This is a genomic window from Anabaenopsis sp. NIES-4685 (assembly GCF_059725405.1).
The window spans coordinates 1,558,533-1,574,046 of the sequence record NZ_AP043602.1; the positions used below are offsets into that span (position 1 = coordinate 1,558,533).

Annotated in this window: 16 protein-coding genes and 2 tRNA genes; 9 read left to right on the forward strand and 9 right to left on the reverse strand. The window is 42.5% G+C overall.

The features are described 5' to 3' along the window. Positions 1-44: 44 nt before the first annotated feature. Entirely contained in the window at positions 45-272 is a 228-nt protein-coding gene (locus AC6IZ0_RS06805) for a hypothetical protein (protein WP_271730964.1), read from the reverse strand. Positions 273-514: 242 nt separating this feature from the next. On the opposite strand from AC6IZ0_RS06805, the gene AC6IZ0_RS06810 reads away from it, so the two are divergent. Both AC6IZ0_RS06810 and AC6IZ0_RS06815 read left to right on the forward strand, forming a co-directional pair. Then, on the forward strand, positions 515-1,714 hold the full coding sequence (locus AC6IZ0_RS06810; protein WP_497725538.1) for a M48 family metalloprotease: 1,200 nt from the start codon (positions 515-517) through the stop codon (positions 1,712-1,714). Next, entirely contained in the window at positions 1,641-1,955 is a 315-nt protein-coding gene (locus AC6IZ0_RS06815; protein ID WP_497725539.1) for a M48 family metalloprotease, read from the forward strand. Before AC6IZ0_RS06810 ends, AC6IZ0_RS06815 begins: the two co-directional genes overlap by 74 nt. A 123-nt stretch (positions 1,956-2,078) precedes the next feature. On the opposite strand, the gene trhO is transcribed toward AC6IZ0_RS06815, so the two are convergent. After that, positions 2,079-2,978 (reverse strand): oxygen-dependent tRNA uridine(34) hydroxylase TrhO, encoded by a 900-nt coding sequence (trhO, locus tag AC6IZ0_RS06820; RefSeq protein WP_280801536.1) that lies wholly within the window; start codon positions 2,976-2,978, stop codon positions 2,079-2,081. 70 nt (positions 2,979-3,048) lie between these two features. Between trhO and AC6IZ0_RS06825 the strand changes: the two genes are divergently transcribed. Continuing rightward, positions 3,049-3,121, forward strand: a tRNA-Ala gene (locus tag AC6IZ0_RS06825). Positions 3,122-3,124: 3 nt separating this feature from the next. Here the strand turns inward: AC6IZ0_RS06825 and AC6IZ0_RS06830 are convergent. Further along, the gene (locus AC6IZ0_RS06830) at positions 3,125-3,757 is read right to left on the reverse strand and encodes a DUF938 domain-containing protein (RefSeq protein WP_497725540.1); all 633 of its coding nucleotides are present in this window, start codon (positions 3,755-3,757) and stop codon (positions 3,125-3,127) included. Between the two features lie 55 nt (positions 3,758-3,812). Here AC6IZ0_RS06830 and AC6IZ0_RS06835 point away from each other — a divergent pair, with 55 nt between their 5' ends. Beyond that, positions 3,813-5,228 carry a lysophospholipid acyltransferase family protein gene (locus tag AC6IZ0_RS06835; protein ID WP_497725541.1) on the forward strand — a complete coding sequence of 472 codons (1,416 nt, stop codon included), beginning with the start codon at positions 3,813-3,815 and terminating at the stop codon, positions 5,226-5,228. Between the two features lie 182 nt (positions 5,229-5,410). Next, positions 5,411-5,608 (forward strand): hypothetical protein, encoded by a 198-nt coding sequence (locus AC6IZ0_RS06840; protein WP_497725542.1) that lies wholly within the window; start codon positions 5,411-5,413, stop codon positions 5,606-5,608. Between the two features lie 46 nt (positions 5,609-5,654). On the opposite strand, the gene AC6IZ0_RS06845 is transcribed toward AC6IZ0_RS06840, so the two are convergent. Then, positions 5,655-8,666 (reverse strand): type ISP restriction/modification enzyme, encoded by a 3,012-nt coding sequence (locus tag AC6IZ0_RS06845; protein ID WP_497725543.1) that lies wholly within the window; start codon positions 8,664-8,666, stop codon positions 5,655-5,657. 448 nt (positions 8,667-9,114) lie between these two features. Continuing rightward, positions 9,115-9,327 (reverse strand): hypothetical protein, encoded by a 213-nt coding sequence (locus AC6IZ0_RS06850; RefSeq protein WP_280805606.1) that lies wholly within the window; start codon positions 9,325-9,327, stop codon positions 9,115-9,117. Between the two features lie 33 nt (positions 9,328-9,360). Here AC6IZ0_RS06850 and AC6IZ0_RS06855 point away from each other — a divergent pair, with 33 nt between their 5' ends. Further along, positions 9,361-9,579, forward strand: a complete 219-nt coding sequence (locus tag AC6IZ0_RS06855) for a hypothetical protein (protein ID WP_280791365.1) — start codon at positions 9,361-9,363, stop codon at positions 9,577-9,579. Here the strand turns inward: AC6IZ0_RS06855 and AC6IZ0_RS06860 are convergent. Both AC6IZ0_RS06860 and murA read right to left on the reverse strand, forming a co-directional pair. Then, the gene (locus tag AC6IZ0_RS06860; protein WP_497725544.1) at positions 9,548-10,420 is read right to left on the reverse strand and encodes a M48 family metallopeptidase; all 873 of its coding nucleotides are present in this window, start codon (positions 10,418-10,420) and stop codon (positions 9,548-9,550) included. The genes AC6IZ0_RS06855 and AC6IZ0_RS06860 overlap by 32 nt on opposite strands. A gap of 128 nt (positions 10,421-10,548) precedes the next feature. Next, the gene (murA, locus tag AC6IZ0_RS06865; RefSeq protein ID WP_497726013.1) at positions 10,549-11,916 is read right to left on the reverse strand and encodes a UDP-N-acetylglucosamine 1-carboxyvinyltransferase; all 1,368 of its coding nucleotides are present in this window, start codon (positions 11,914-11,916) and stop codon (positions 10,549-10,551) included. Between the two features lie 272 nt (positions 11,917-12,188). On the opposite strand from murA, the gene AC6IZ0_RS06870 reads away from it, so the two are divergent. Together AC6IZ0_RS06870 and AC6IZ0_RS06875 are read left to right on the forward strand one after the other, a co-directional pair. Further along, a tRNA-Leu gene (locus AC6IZ0_RS06870) sits at positions 12,189-12,270 on the forward strand. A 62-nt stretch (positions 12,271-12,332) separates the two neighbouring features. Continuing rightward, positions 12,333-13,115 carry a TrmH family RNA methyltransferase gene (locus AC6IZ0_RS06875; RefSeq protein WP_497725546.1) on the forward strand — a complete coding sequence of 261 codons (783 nt, stop codon included), beginning with the start codon at positions 12,333-12,335 and terminating at the stop codon, positions 13,113-13,115. 16 nt (positions 13,116-13,131) lie between these two features. On the opposite strand, the gene AC6IZ0_RS06880 is transcribed toward AC6IZ0_RS06875, so the two are convergent. Both AC6IZ0_RS06880 and cobU read right to left on the reverse strand, forming a co-directional pair. Next, complete coding sequence (locus AC6IZ0_RS06880) at positions 13,132-13,551, reverse strand: hypothetical protein (protein ID WP_497725547.1); 420 nt, start codon at positions 13,549-13,551, stop codon at positions 13,132-13,134. A 105-nt stretch (positions 13,552-13,656) separates the two neighbouring features. Next, entirely contained in the window at positions 13,657-14,190 is a 534-nt protein-coding gene (gene cobU / locus AC6IZ0_RS06885) for a bifunctional adenosylcobinamide kinase/adenosylcobinamide-phosphate guanylyltransferase (protein ID WP_280791366.1), read from the reverse strand. Between the two features lie 87 nt (positions 14,191-14,277). Between cobU and AC6IZ0_RS06890 the strand changes: the two genes are divergently transcribed. Then, the gene (locus AC6IZ0_RS06890) at positions 14,278-15,045 is read left to right on the forward strand and encodes a hypothetical protein (RefSeq protein ID WP_497725548.1); all 768 of its coding nucleotides are present in this window, start codon (positions 14,278-14,280) and stop codon (positions 15,043-15,045) included. Positions 15,046-15,514 lie beyond the last annotated feature (469 nt).

Sequence of the window (15,514 nt, forward strand, 5' to 3'; positions counted from 1 at the left end):
TTATCCTGTTTTGAATTGCCTTTAGTCACCACTAAAGGCGATCGCTATTGATCAAGCTTTACATCAGGAATGATTTCAATTATTTGGAGTTCTTCTTCTGGTAGTGCTTCAAAAAACGCCTCGCCCAGTTTTCCCTTGAGTAAACCGGGGGTGCGGGGTTGGGTACGCTCTTGATTTAAACCTAATCGAAAGTAATGAATTACATTATATAGTTCTCCTAGTTTGTCTTCGGGAATGTCTTGCAGTTCTTGAACTATCTTCTGGATAAGCATAACTTGAAAACAATGACTACACTTTGACTATATCTCAACCTAACGGAAACGCCGTTTACGGGAGGAGCGATCGCTATCTTAGTGATTTTAGTATAAATTTTTATAAATTTTTCAGAAACCCTGGATAATATTTGGGGAAAATATTATAGTGAAATTACTGTGTTGCACAGATAAAAGAAACCGAGTGCGATCGCCTAAAATACATCTGTATTTGTTGCTTTGCCATTATTGGGGAAAAATTCATGAAAAAAAAGCCCTTGCTATGGGTAGCCTGTGGTATATTTTTATTCTTATGTCTTCACCTAACAATACCAATCATTTCTACAGCACAAACTCCCAATGTAGCTAACCGCTTACAAACTCTGGTGAAAGCAGATCAATTATACCTAGCAGGAGATACCGCAGGAGCCGAAAAACTTTACCGCCAAGTCAAAACCCCATTTGCTCAGGAAGCATCTAGAATTACTCTTCCTGAGCCAATTACTGACCCAGAGCAACTTTCCGGCGCTGGGAGAGTATATTGGCGCAACGCCACCGAGGGAATGCAACAGGGACTTACCAGTAAAATCTTTGTCCCTTTACAAATGCTTCTAGAAAGACATCCAGAATTCACCCCTGCATATACACTCTATGCAGAAGCCACGAAAAAATATGGTGATAAGAAAGATATACTACCTGTTTTAGAGCGTGCCATCAGTATTTTCCCCCAATCGGCAGAACTAAATCAAGCCCTAATTAAAGCCCAGCAAGAAGCTGAACAATGGTTAGAAGCCTCTATTACTGCGCGTCAATTTGCGATGACTTACCCCGATCATCCCCAAGCCGAGGAATTTACTAATATTGCTGAAAATAATTTTAACCGCTTTCGTAGTCAACTAAATCAACAAGTGGTATTGCAGGGCATTGTGGGTGCTACAATTGGGATTGTAACTGGTAATGCCAATCTCCAAGCCGTCACATTAGCTCCTTTGATCCTCCAAGGTGAGTCAGCTATGGGGGCGCAGCTTGCAGCAGTTTATAAGCAGCAATCAACTTTAATAGAAGACCCCACCATTGTAGAATACGTTAGCCGCATTGGTAATAACATTGCCAACTTAATGGGGCGCAATGATTTTGAGTATGAATTTAATGTCATCTTAGATGATTCGCTCAATGCCTTTGCTCTACCCGGTGGTAAAGTATTTGTCAATACCGGGGCGATTATGGCCCTCAATTCAGAAGCAGAATTAGCCGGACTATTAGGACACGAAGTTGGTCACGCAGTTTTATCTCATGGATTTGATCGGATAACTAACGCCAATCTCCTGTCCAACATTGGGCAAATTATCCCTTTTGGCAATCTGATCTCTAATTTAGCAATCCTAGATTATGGCCGTCAACAAGAAACTGAAAGCCGACGTTGTTGGTACTCGTGTATTAGCTGGTGCGGGTTATGCTGCTGATGGTTTACGCAATTTCTTTGTTACTATCAAACAACAGGAAAAAGGACGAACTATCCCCGCCTATTTGAGTACACACCCCGCATCTGAAGACCGGATGCGCTATTTAGAACAAATCATCCAGCGTAATGGTTATAATCGTTATGCCTTTGAAGGTGTGCAAACACACAAGGAAATTCAAGCCAGACTAGAGCAAATTCTGGAGGAAAGTAAACAACAAGAAGATGAAATTGTGCAAGAGTGATCGCAAAAGCCTGTAATATTGGGTCTTGAGATTCTCAAACTGATTCGGCAAAAGTTGGAATATAAAAGAATCCAAATATTATAAATCTCATTCTGTGGGCAGGAAAGCCCACCCTGGTATGGCTCACGCAGAAAAAAGGTGCTGTAATTTATACTGTTTCCACTTCTCCTGTTGACGCAGCCTTTTTTCCGCAGTCAGACTATCAAAGCAGTGAGGACAAGAAATACCTTCTTCATATTGAGGGGAAGCCTTATCTTGCTCAGAAATAGGATATCCGCAACAAAAGCATAACTCATGACTACCTAACTCCAATCCATGACGAACCGCAACCCGTTCATCAAAAACAAAACATTCACCCTCCCACAAACTTTCCTCTGCTGGTACTGATTCCAAATACTTGAGAATACCACCCTTCAGGTGATAGACCTCCGTAAAACCTTGGGAGAGCATAAAAGCTGAGGCTTTTTCACAACGAATCCCCCCTGTACAAAACAAAGCGACTTTCTTGTGTTGATTGGGGTCAAGGTTATTACTCACATATTCCGGGAACTCTCGGAAAGATTTAGTTTGGGGATTTTGTGCTGTTTTAAAAGTACCGATATTCACTTCATAATCATTACGGGTGTCAATGACAATCACCTCCGGGTCACAAATCAAATCATTCCATTCTTGAGGACTGACATAAGTACCCACCTGCTGATTTGGGTCAACTTCTGGTAAACCCATAGTCACAATTTCCGCCTTTAACCGCACCTTCAGGCGTTCAAAGGGCTGTGTTTCAGTATATGACTCTTTGTGTTCTAAGTCTGCTAAACGGGGGTCAGAACGCAAAAATGCCAAAACAGAGTCAACCCCTGGACGAGAGCCGGCAATAGTCCCGTTAATGCCCTCTGCTGCTAATAAAATAGTCCCCTTAATACCTTGTGATTGGCAGTAAGACAGTAGGGGTTCTTGTTTCTCGGCAAAGTCCGGTAAGCTGACAAATTTATACAGCGCCGCCACTACCTGATTTTTTTCTTGCATAATCTATTGAGTAATGATATAATAATTAAAAATCAGCAAAAACTGTTTCTCAAAGCTGTTTATAGTTGATGGGGGTTTAGCTCAGTTGGTAGAGCGCCTGCTTTGCAAGCAGGATGTCAGCAGTTCGAGTCTGCTAATCTCCATGGTCAAGAGCGTTCAAATACTACAGAGAGATTGTTAGCCGGCATTTGGTAAGTTGCTTTTAAGTTCATATTTTCCCTGGTAGCTGCTGCAATCACATCCTGTAAATTACGCACCCCCCAAGCTGGGTTTTGCGCCCTCAAAGATTCATCAAAAGCAGCGTTACTAGGTGCTGTATGCTCTCCATTTTGTTTAAACGGTCCATATAAATAGAGTATTCCCCCTGGGGGCAAAATGCGACCCGCACCAGCCATTAGTCCTAGACAAGTTGACCAGGGCGAAATATGAATCATATTAATATTAACTATAGCTACAATGGGTAAGTCAGGTACAGTATCTTTCTCGACTTTCCAACTCGCCATACTAGCATCAAGTTCTAAAGGTGGGTAAAGATTATCTGATGGATATTCTTTAGCCCAAGCCTTAATACTAGCACGTAATAAAGGATTTTGTTCAGTAGGTAACCATCGGCGGGGGGTAAGACGGGGCGCAAAATATACAGCGTGTTCACCCGTACCACTAGCGACTTCTAAAATAGTACCAGTTGGGGGTAACACCTGTAACAGTACCTCTAGAATAGGTTCACGATTCCTTTGTGTAGCTGGCGCGTACTTTCGCCCATCTTCGGGTGTATTCATATTCAAATTACTTAATCCTTTACATACCAACTACATAATAATCTGGAGAGTTACTTTGCCTAAGTCAATTCGTTCTACCCAACCACCACTCAAATTCATTCCCCATCACTTTAACCCATTTATACTACAGATTTTCCGGTGGTTATTGCCTATTGTGCTACGTTTTCGTACTAGACCATGGTTACCCGCGGGAATTGTGCAAGTGGAAGCTGAGAACGTGGAGACCTTAGCCCAACTTTATCAACAATTCCAGGCTGGGAAAATTCGCTTTTTGATTGCATTTCGCCACCCAGAGGTAGAAGACCCTCTGTGTATGCTCTATCTACTTTCCTACATTTTGCCCCGGGTTGCACGCCAGCAGGATATTCAACTGCGATCGCCCCTCCATAGCTATTTTCTCTATGACCGGGGTATGACTATATGGGCTGGGGATTGGTTAGGATGGTTATTTTCTAGGGTGGGTGGTGTCCCCATTCGTCGTGGTCGCCGATTAGATAGAAAAGCCATTCAAACAGCACGGGATTTATTTAGTAATGGACAAATGCCCATCGCAGTCGCACCAGAAGGAGGTAATAATGGTCATAGTGGAATTGTTAGCCCCTTAGAACCCGGTGTAGCCCAATTAGGTTTCTGGTGTGTAGAAGACCTGGAAAAAGCCCAGGGTGATCAGACTGTGTTTATTGTCCCGGTAGCTATTCAGTATAGCTACGTCCAGCCACCTTGGTCAAGACTGAATTGGCTGTTAAGTAAGTTAGAAGCTGATAGCGGTTTGGGGGTAGTTGAGCAAGGAACTAATCACCAACTAGAAGTTTACTATCAACGTATTTGTTGTTTGGCTGAGTATTTAATTACCCAGATGGAAGAGTTTTACCGCCGTTTCTATCATCGAGACATACCTAAAACTAACTCTGTGGATCAATCTACCACCCGTAACCAGATGATCATTAACAGATTACATCATTTAATGGATATAGCCTTACAGGTGGCGGAAGAATATTTTGGCGTACAACCACAAGGCAATTTTATCGATCGCTGTCGTCGTTTAGAAGAAGCAGGTTGGAATTATATCTACCGGGATGATCTAGCAGATATTGACGCTTTAGCACCCTTCCAACGTGGGTTAGCAGACTGGGTCGCCTGTGAAGCAGATTTGAAAATGCAACACATGAGGATAGTAGAAACTTTTGTAGGTGTGACAGCTAATTATATTCAGGAAAAACCAACCCCCGAAAGGTTAGCGGAAACAGCTTTATTAATGTTTGATCTGCTCTCTCGGATTCAGGAGTCTACCCTCCCCGGTAGACCTAGTTTAGGTTTCAGGAAAGCGACGATTACTGTCGGTGAACCAATTTCTGTCACTGAACGCTGGCAAAAATCTCAAGGCGATCGCCCTGCTACTCGTCAAGCTGTCAGTCAGTTGACCAAAGACTTACAAAATGCTTTGCAGACCATGATTGATTATACTGTTTAACGCCAAGTGGTTTTTCTACCTCTTACGCGATCGCCTTGTAGCAGCGCTTCAATATCACATCTTGTCAAGATAATCAAATAGATGATTTTCTAGTCAGATTTATCTGACTTTAGCTTTGAGACGGGGGTTTTTAACCCCTGGCTCCCCGTGTAGCATCCAACGTAAATTTTAACCCCTTTTAGGTGGCGACTATATCTGTTGTTAAACGCAAAGGGGCGCAAAGGTACGCAAAGGTACGCAAAGGTTTATTTTCTATGGCTTTGAGAGGGGGGTTTGTAACGCTTCCCTTGGTGGTCACCGCCTTACAGGAGCGCTTCGCGATCGCCTTTAACATCGCCTTACCATCCCCTCCCACAGACACACAGATCCCCGACTTCTAGCTAAATTATCCTAGATTATCTGTGATGATGTGAGAAGTAGGGTATCTTAACCACCCGACATCTGATTAACAATATTCATAGTTTCCACACTGACTCTACACACCCGCATCAACAAATCTATCACCTGTTCCTTATAGTCTGCAAACCGGTAAGTATTAAACTTTTCCGCAATAGTCGGGTCTTTGGGTTTCTTCTCCTTATATTGATCTAAAATCCATTCCAAAGCGCAACGATTGCCCAGCATATATTCCCATGCTATACTAGGTATACCTTGTAATGTGGTCACATCATCTAAGATGATAATCCCTTTGGTTTTATCAGCTTTTAACTTTGGCTTGGGTGTGGTTTGGTTACCCTTTAAAGGAATATCAACCCGACTGAGTTTGTAGGGTGTGACAGTTTCATAATTAATATGTAAATCCATGAGTTGTTTTCCCCAGTCCACCCATTGGGGAAAGTTATCATATAAAGGTAACCGGGGAAAGTCTCGCTTTAAATTGAGTTCGTATTTTTGGCGGTACTCTGGGTTATGTAGCACCCCATAGGTGTAGTGGAAGATATCTATTTTAGTAATTGTTGTGTCTTGGTAATGGGTTTGAATTTGTTCTAGTCCCCAGTCGGTGATGTTATCTATGCGGTTTCCTTTTTGGTCGTATCTGTACAGGGGGAGACATTGAGTTTTTTCAATTGTATCTAATCCAATTATTAAATTAGAGGCGAGACAGTGAAAATATTTACTTGAACCAATACCTGAGAAAGCAATATATTTATTTTCTAAGTCATTACTATTATGTATAGTAAACCATTGATATGTTCTACCATTAAAATGCTTATCAAAATATAAATTCTGTTTATAAAACGGTCTATATAAACTTGTGATTATGCTATTTTTCTCAAATTTTTTCTGTATTTTTCGTTGAAAGTAAGTTCTCAAATCATCGTCCCATTTGATTTCTTGAGAAAGTTCTGTTTCTGGTGATTTTTCAAATTGACTTTGATAAATTTTTACAAACCATTTCATCTTAGCTATTAAATTTTTCACAGATAAATCATAAACCCACTCATCTCGTTGAGTTGCTACACCCCTAGAAAACAACTTAAATACAGCTTCTTGTCCTTTACCTGCTTTTACATTCTTATCAACCACAGGTAAAAGACTATCAAAATCATTATCAGTTTGATTTATCCAGTTACCGTTACTATCTGGTTTAAAATGATTAAAACCTAAATCTTTAAACTTCCGAGAACTAAAATATTTTTTCTTATCCTCTGCATTTGTATAATCTTCAATCGCATCATAATAAACCTTAAACCCTTGAGCGTGTTCATTCCTGATTAAAAAATAAACAGCTATCCCTACCCTAATTTCATCACTAAAAACATTACCGCCCTCTTTACGTCTTCTTTCTCCACTGGTGCGCGCATTACCTTTAGTGTCAATTACATAAATCTCATTAAATTCTTTCGCTACAACTTTTCTAAACCCGTCATAAGCAATAGAATCAATAAAAGAACTATTAGAAACAAAGGCAATAATCCCATTATTACCCAACCTATCAGAAGCCCATCTAATAAACCGGGTATACATATCATACAGGACAATATTATTTTGAGCCTGACTATGTTTAACGTAACTGCCCTTAATTAACCTATCTATTGCCTCATAACCCCGATTAGCATTATCATCATTAAAATTCTCCTGTTTTGCATTATAAGGAGGATTGCCAATAATCACCGAAATAGTTCTATCATTCTGTCTTTTAATCCTCGCTGTATTCTCCACAGTCATCGCAAACAGATCCATCTGCTTACCCACAAACAGCGTATTATCTAAAGTATCCACAAAACAGATATTCTCAAACTCCTCATACACCCCCATCTTCTGCTTATAGGTGTACTCAATATTCAAATTCGCAATATAATAAGGTAAAATCGCCACCTCGTTACAGTGGATCTCATGCTTATACTTGTACTCTAAGCAATGAGCAGGTAAATAATCAATCAACTCAGTCACAAAAGTCCCCGTACCCGTCGCTGGGTCTAAAATCTCCACATCCCGATCAGCTAACAACTTTCCAAAATGTTTATGTACTAAAAAGTCTGTACTTTCAATCATAAACCGGACAATCTCGTTAGGAGTATAGACAATTCCTAACCTATCCGCTGCTTTGGGGTTATAAGCTTTATAAAAGTTCTCATACAAAGACTTCAGAAACCTTTGCTTTTCTTGATGATTAGCAATATTAGCCGCTGTGCGCCGAATTACGGCATAATACCTTTCAATACTCCCTAAAGCGTTACGCTTCACACTTCCAGTAAAGAAGGTAGCAATTACCCCTTGTAACTCCCGTGCGACATTGTTTTCTGTGTGAAACTGAGATTCGTTAAAAATATTGAGAAAAATATCCTCTGTGAGGATGTGCTGAATCATCATTTCGCGAATATCAATTAAACTGATTTCTGGGTTAATGGACTCCTGACAGATTGACCAAAACTTATTCCTTGCTGTTTGAAAATTACTGTTAGTTTCCCCTTGACTATCAATTAAATCTCTGAGATAATCTAAGATAGTGGGTAAATCTTGCCTAAAACTCTCTATAGCTGACCGAAAATCTCTAACTTCCGGTCTGACATAATTAATAAAGTTGGTAATTAGTGCGTCTAAAGCTTCAGCATCCTTCATCGATACCCGCTGGGTTTCTGTGGCGTTTTGAATTAAAACCGCAGTTTGGGAGTCTTCAAAGAGGATGTTACTACTAGGATAACCTTTATTTAACTTTTTCTCAATTTCTTGATCTAAATTATCATCTTCGTCTTTACTTTCCCAGTACCCCCAATCTAATCGCAAAGCATCCTTAACCGTACCATCGGGACGAACCACTTTACCATTAGGTAACTTAAAATCCAACTCTTCAATTAACACAAAGTCCTTAGCTTGGCAATATCCATTCAAAAGATTTTGAAAAGGCCTCCGAATAGCAGTTTCTTTACGGGAACCGCCAAACTGGATAATTTTGGCTACTTCTGCTTGGTACTGGCTAATCAAAAGTCTGGACATGGGAAACTAGGGGATATACAAGGGCAGAAATTTAAATATAAAGGATAGCTGTTAGTAATTTAGCAGACAGTTTATTAAAATTTATACAAGTGTAAATAACTTTAAGTTAGAATAGCTGTAAGTTTGTCATCTACCCTAGGGTAGAGATATAGATCCGGGGTTGGTTTTGCTGTGGGTGAGAAGATTTTGCCTTTAAGTTTCACAACAAATAGCCATGAGGTGTTAACCTGTTGACAAAGTGCTAACCCTTGATTCCAAGCGTGTCTGGCTACTCCTGGGTGTTATCCTAGTAGTAGTCGGTGTTGCTTGTTGACTTTAAGTTGGGTTTTGAATCTTAGTAGCATACAGTGATTTTACTGTAATTCTGTCACAAAGCGAAAAGATGAGAGGAAATTTTCAGCAACTGTGAGTTTTTGTTATTATTAGTTAAGAAAAGAGTAACTAGCTACTAACCCTCGGTGATACCACAATCCAACCGTGAGAGTCTGGGGTATGGGCTGGGTTTTGGGGATGGGGTGTAACTAACTTCCCATTTCCCCTCCAACAAAGTCTCCGACATGGTGTTAACCACTTGTATCGGTTGTTTTAACCTTTCCCCGATGCGAGTAGCTGTCAACTCCAACACCGATGTACTCAACTTAAGTTCTGGTACACGCACCACCTCCAAGGATTAAACCGAGCAAATAAGCAAGCAATGCAACTCAAAAGATGGGAATCTCCCCGCAGAGAAGGGAGAAACGATAAAGGTAGGGGCGGTTCTGCGAGAAAACGCCAACTGAAAAAGCAAAGACAAATGTTACGCCAAAAACTCAAACAAGCTGACAAAGCACCCAAAGGGGGAAGAGAAAAAATCTTCCCCTTTTTTTTGGTGTTGTCCTATCCTACCAATTGCGCCATCCTCCAGGGGATGTAACTTCACTGGTAGATTTTCCATGATTTTGCAATAAAGATTGATATTCTTGGTTGCTAGACCAACGGTCAATTTCTCTAGCTCTTAGAACTGGGACTGGATGAGTTAATTGGGATGTGCGAGTGGCTTTGACCATTTCCCCCATTTCGGTTTTACTAATGTCATCGTAAGCACGAGCTTGGGCGACAAAGGCCTCTAAATTAAGTTGTGGTGCTAGGGTAGGGGAACCACCGGCTAACTTCATTAAGACTGACATCACAACTTTGGGGTCTTGGGTAGCGAGTAATGCAGCGCGATCGCAGGTAAACTCAGCACAGCGTACCCATTCTAATAATTGTGTTTGTATGGCTTGGGCGATAAAAGTACCCACATTGGGGACAATTGCAGCTGCTAAGACCAAGAGATTCACAGGTGTTAAATAAACGCTGTGGTCACACTTAAGATGTCCTAATTCATGGGCGATCACCGCCTGTATTTCCTGTGGGGTCAACAGTTCCACCAAAGAAGTATGGAGGACAATAAAAGGCTGCTTACCCCGCATAGCAAAAGTATAAGCATTAGGAGCCGGATGTTGGCGGATATATAACTGGGGAGGGTCTATATCCAAGATTTTGCAGGCTTCTAACAATAATTGGTATAAATCAGGCAATTGTTTTTCACCCACCAACACACTGGAGGCAATATTTTCCACATAAAAAACCTGTTCGGCGACCGGTCCGAGCCAATTTCGCACCATCATATCCAGACCTGGTATCTGCTTAAGAGATGTGGTGGCTTGTAGGTCTAATGGATGACGAAAGGAGTCAGCTTTTAAGCCGATGAGCGGAGTTTTGAACAAGGACATGATATAACAACCTGAAAAAACAGAAGATCAACAGCCTCCCACAGCTAGTATAACGAGTGCTGAGTCCTGAGTGCCAGTCCCCAGTCCCCAGTACCCATTCATTACCCCTGATCCCCGAGTACCCCAGTTTAGGCTGGGGGAGTACTGCTGCTAGGAGTTAATTCCGGATCTTGAGGTACAGCAACCACGCGCAGTATTTTCGCCCCTAGTTGCTGTAATTTCAGATCAATTCGATCATAGCCGCGGTCAAGATGCTGTAATCCCTGAAACGTCGTTTCTCCTTCAGCTGCGAGTCCTGCTAAAACTAATGCTGCGGAAGCCCGTAAATCTGCGCCTATAACTGGTGCTCCGGATAAAATCGGCACTCCCCGCACAAAGGCAGTATTACCCTTGACCCGAATATCTGCTCCCAAGCGATTCAACTCAGACGCATGACCCAGCCGATTTTCAAACACCGATTCATTAATCAGGCTGTCACCCTCAGCCACACTCAGTAAAGCCATAAATGGCGCTTGCATATCCGTGGGAAAACCAGGATGGGGTAAAGTTTCAATATCCGTAGCTCTGAGGGTGGATGCGGGGAGGATACGTAAGCAGTCTGGTGCATCTTGCATGATCGTTAAACCCATTTTCCGCAATTTAGCAATTACTGGAATTAGGTGGTTTGGTAACACTGGAGACATACTAATTTCTGAACCAGTCATAGCTCCAGCTACTAAGAACGTTCCCGCCTCAATGCGATCGGGAATAATACTGTAGTCGATAGAATGTAACTTGGTCACACCCACTATTTTAATCTGACTACTGCCAGCACCCTGAATCTTAGCCCCCATACCGTTACAGAAATTAGCCAAATCCACGACTTCTGGCTCTCGTGCCGCGTTTTCAATAATGGTTTCCCCATCCGCGAGGGTGGCGGCCATCATTAAAGTTTCCGTAGCTCCCACACTGGGGCTATCTAGGTAAATTTTAGCCCCTTTTAACCTACCACCACTCCCTGGAACATAAGCATGACAAATGCCATGTTCAATCCGCACTTGAGCCCCCATGGACTCGAGTCCGCGCACATGTAAATCCACTGGTCTAGCTCCAATGGCACAACCACCTGGTAATGGCATTTGTGCTACCCCCAGCCGAGCCACAATCGCCCCAATGGCAAAGAAACTAGCCCTTAATTGGGTAACTAATTCGTAAGGAGCTGTTGATGTGGTAATTTCCCTGGCGTTGATATCTAAAATGTCACCTTCTCTGGTGAGGCGAACACCTAAAGCTGACAAAACCTCACTCATTCTTTCTACATCCGCCAGTAATGGAACATTGCGGATGCGACAATCGCCTGAACACAGCAAAGATCCAGCCATAATCACTAGTGCGGAATTTTTAGCCCCACTGATTTTCACATGGCCTCGTAAAGGATGCCTACCCCGTATTTGCAAGACTGAGGAGTCTGCTTCCTGAGAAATCTTGGCATCTGGTAAGCTGCTAGAAGGATTAATAAGCCTACCTCCAAAAACAATACGTAATTTTATAGGTTAGAAGTTGGTTTTGATTCTACAGTAAAGAGTTAATTTCTCTACATTTTCTTAGACATCTCGTATTAATAAATTTGAATTCACAGGTTCCTTAAGGTCTATAAACATTCTGGAGTAAGCTTTGTGAGGTGGTCAGACTTGCCCCAGTCTAGGTGGAAAGAATAATTTAGGGATGGTACTTGACAAAAATAAATATTTAAGTGATAATGATGAATCGTTGATCAAAATGAATGCCAGCGGAACTGGCGGAATTGGCAGACGCGCTAGATTCAGGTTCTAGTGCCGCAAGGCTTCCGGGTTCAAGTCCCGGGTTCCGCATAAGTGTTTGATTGTGAAATTCTTTTGAGATTGGACTAATCCAAAATCAAAACTATCCAATTGTGTTAACTAGTCTCCAAAACCCTTTAGTCAAGCAAATCCGCAAGCTGCACTCTACCAAAGAGCGTCATAAGCAAGAATTATGTTTACTGGAAGGAACACACCTGTTGCAGGAGGCTTGCCAGGTGAATTACCCACTAGTAACAGTCTGTTGCACGCCAGAATGGCAAATGTCCCACCCGGTAATCTGGGAAGCAGCTTGTAACCACAGTGAAAGGGTAGAAATCGTTAGTAAAGAAATTTTAGAGGCGATCGCTACCACAGTGCAACCAGATGGTGTAATTGCCACAGCAAAACGGCGGATTAATCAAACTCAAGTGCCGTTTACTGGTTTAGTCCTCGCCCTGGAAACTATTCAAGACCCAGGTAATCTAGGGACAATAATTCGCACGGCTGCAGCCACTGGCGCTACGGGGTTATGGCTGAGTCGTGATAGTGTAGACGTAGACAGCCCCAAAGTTTTACGTGCCTCTGCAGGACAGTGGTTTCGCGTCAACACAGCAGTAACCGAAGATTTGCAAGGGACAGTCAAACAAAGTCAGCAAGCCGGAATGCAGGTAGTAGCAACTCTACCCACAGCAAATTTAACCTACTGGGATGTAGACTGGCGAAAACCGAGTTTAATTTTACTGGGGAATGAAGGGGCTGGGTTGTCGCCAGATTTAGCCGCCATGGCAGACCAGCAAGTGAAAATACCCCTGAGTCCAGGAGTAGAGTCTTTGAATGTGGCGATCGCAGCTGCTTTAATGTTATACGAGGTGCAACGGCAAAAAACCTACCAATAATTTAGATGCGTCACTTTCAGCTGTAATTACTCTCAATGCGATTACGAATTGACATTAAATGTGATTGGGTATTAACGGGGGTGCGGGGCGCTGGTAATTCACTGTTAGGCCAAGTAGGTAAATCATTGCAAGGACATAACAAAGCCGGCATTCCTAAGTTACGCTTGGGTATTGGCATCTGACAACGGCCACAAGGTAAAAGTTCCCAAGCTGGTGTTAGGAGTTCGCTAATGGTTTCATAAGTGCCCTCAAGGTAACATTCGCCAGTTGTCTGAGAGATAATTTTTTGCCAACATTCTTCAAATTCCTCACTGTAGCCACCACCCTTCAGCACAGGTACGGGCAAAAAACTTGCCTGACCATTGCCCGTTAACACCTTCTTACCCAACTGAAACCAGTAGGCAAGATACTCTCTTACTTCTTTTTGAGTTGCCATAGGATGATTTTAAATTTTTACAGGGGATTTTTGAAGGGGGAATGTTTAATTTCAAATTAAGATTTTAGTAGTGGTACAGTAACTGACAGGGCGCTGAGGAGATGGTCATAATGGTGTACCCAAAAGGCTGAGATTGAGAACATGACCACCCGTAACTAAATAAACAGGTTCACAAACAGCACCTAACTGGCGGACAAGACAACCCAAGCGATCGCGAAACTGGCGACCAAGAGGGTAAGCTGGAACCACACCCCAACCGGTTTCCTCCGCCACAAATATAATATTTGCAGCTACCAGTGGCAGTGTTGCCAATAACTCTGTTAGAGTGTTTCTCCAAGTATCTTCATCTTGTTCGAGAAGATTAGCGACCCAAGTACCCAAAGAATCAATCAAAAGGCAGGTATTTGGCTGGGCATCTGCTAGAGTAGTCGATAATTCTACAGGTACCAAAAGCGTTACCCAATGTGAGGGACGACGTTTTTGGTGTTCTTGAAGACGCTGTTGCCATTCTGTATCCTCTGGGTTTTCAGTGGCTGTAGCGACGTAAACCACCGGTTTACCAGACTTTATAGCCAGAGTTTCCGCCCATTCACTTTTACCAGACCTTGCTGGTCCTGTAACTAAGATGACTTTGCCCAAAACTGTATCCTAATATAACGGTTATCCCAACGACTGCATTCTGAACTCTTCCAAACTAGTGGAAACATGACATTTCAGGATATTTTTATGAAAACAGGTTTAAAACGTATTGAAGCCACTTTACATGATTTAGGCAATCGTAGTACTACAACCACCCCAGCCGGTGATTCGTTAAAGTCGTCTTTCTCCTTTAGGATTAGCACCGGGGGGGCGGAATCTAGCTCACGTAAAAAAGACACCGACGAACTAGGCGCAGTATCCCCTAGTGAGCATTCAAGCGTTGAGAATTTAGTTGGACAACATCACTGTGTGCAAACCTTTCCCGCCCATCAGATGGGTGGCAAAACCCCCAACTTACCCAAATTTAAACATCCTAGCTTTAGTAGTCATCGCCACGGCGCTAATCCGGCATTAGCCACGAATATACTGCAAGACATAGGGCAACATATCACTGGTTGGCAAACAGAACTACAAACAATAATAGAACAGATTCAAAAGATTTACTTAGAAGGACCGATTATTAATGGCTGGTTAGAATCCCATGTCAAAGAACCAGAACCAGGAGGAACTGCGACACTCCGCCATGGGGAAGTTGACCGCCTGATGGAATATGTAGAGGAGATTTGTAGAAATTCTGATCAATCCCCCCGCACTGGTTATAATCTTTGTGGTTTGGATGCTGCTGGTAAAGTTTGGTCACGTCCTTGTCCAGCAGATGAATTACCCATAGTGAGCGTGGCGATCGCCCGTTACCAAAAATTACGTCAACTTTTAGGGCGCAAACAATATCTAGAAACCCGCCTCAGTCAATTGGCGCAAAGTTTGATAGTTTTACACAGTAGTTTGCAAGATTGACACTCCCACGCCCAGAAGCACTTGCACTCAGCTTGTACTGAGCGCAGCCGAAGTGCGTGGGATTCTTGCTGCATCCAACCGACTGTTTTTGCTGGATTTGACACTCCCCACGTCTAAAGCCGGGGGATTCTTGAAGAGTCCACAAACTGACCTTCAATGGTGCTGGCAAAAACACCCTACACGCTCAAAACAACTACCAGGACAAAAGGTATTGCAATTGCGCTTACTTTTTTTTTGCTTTGGTGAGTCCATCGCAATGCCAGTTAGGTACGCTCAACATCCTGCCATTATTTGCCCTTTAACTATTCCAAATCAAGTTGGATATGTCCGTTGCCGGGATTTCTCCGCACTAGGATGTTTCTTTACGTAGATGGTTGTTCTTACTCCCTTTCACTATTATACCACTGTGGCTAAAGCCAGTCAATCGTTCTAATGCGACTAAAGTCGCTATCGACTTATCCCCATGTCT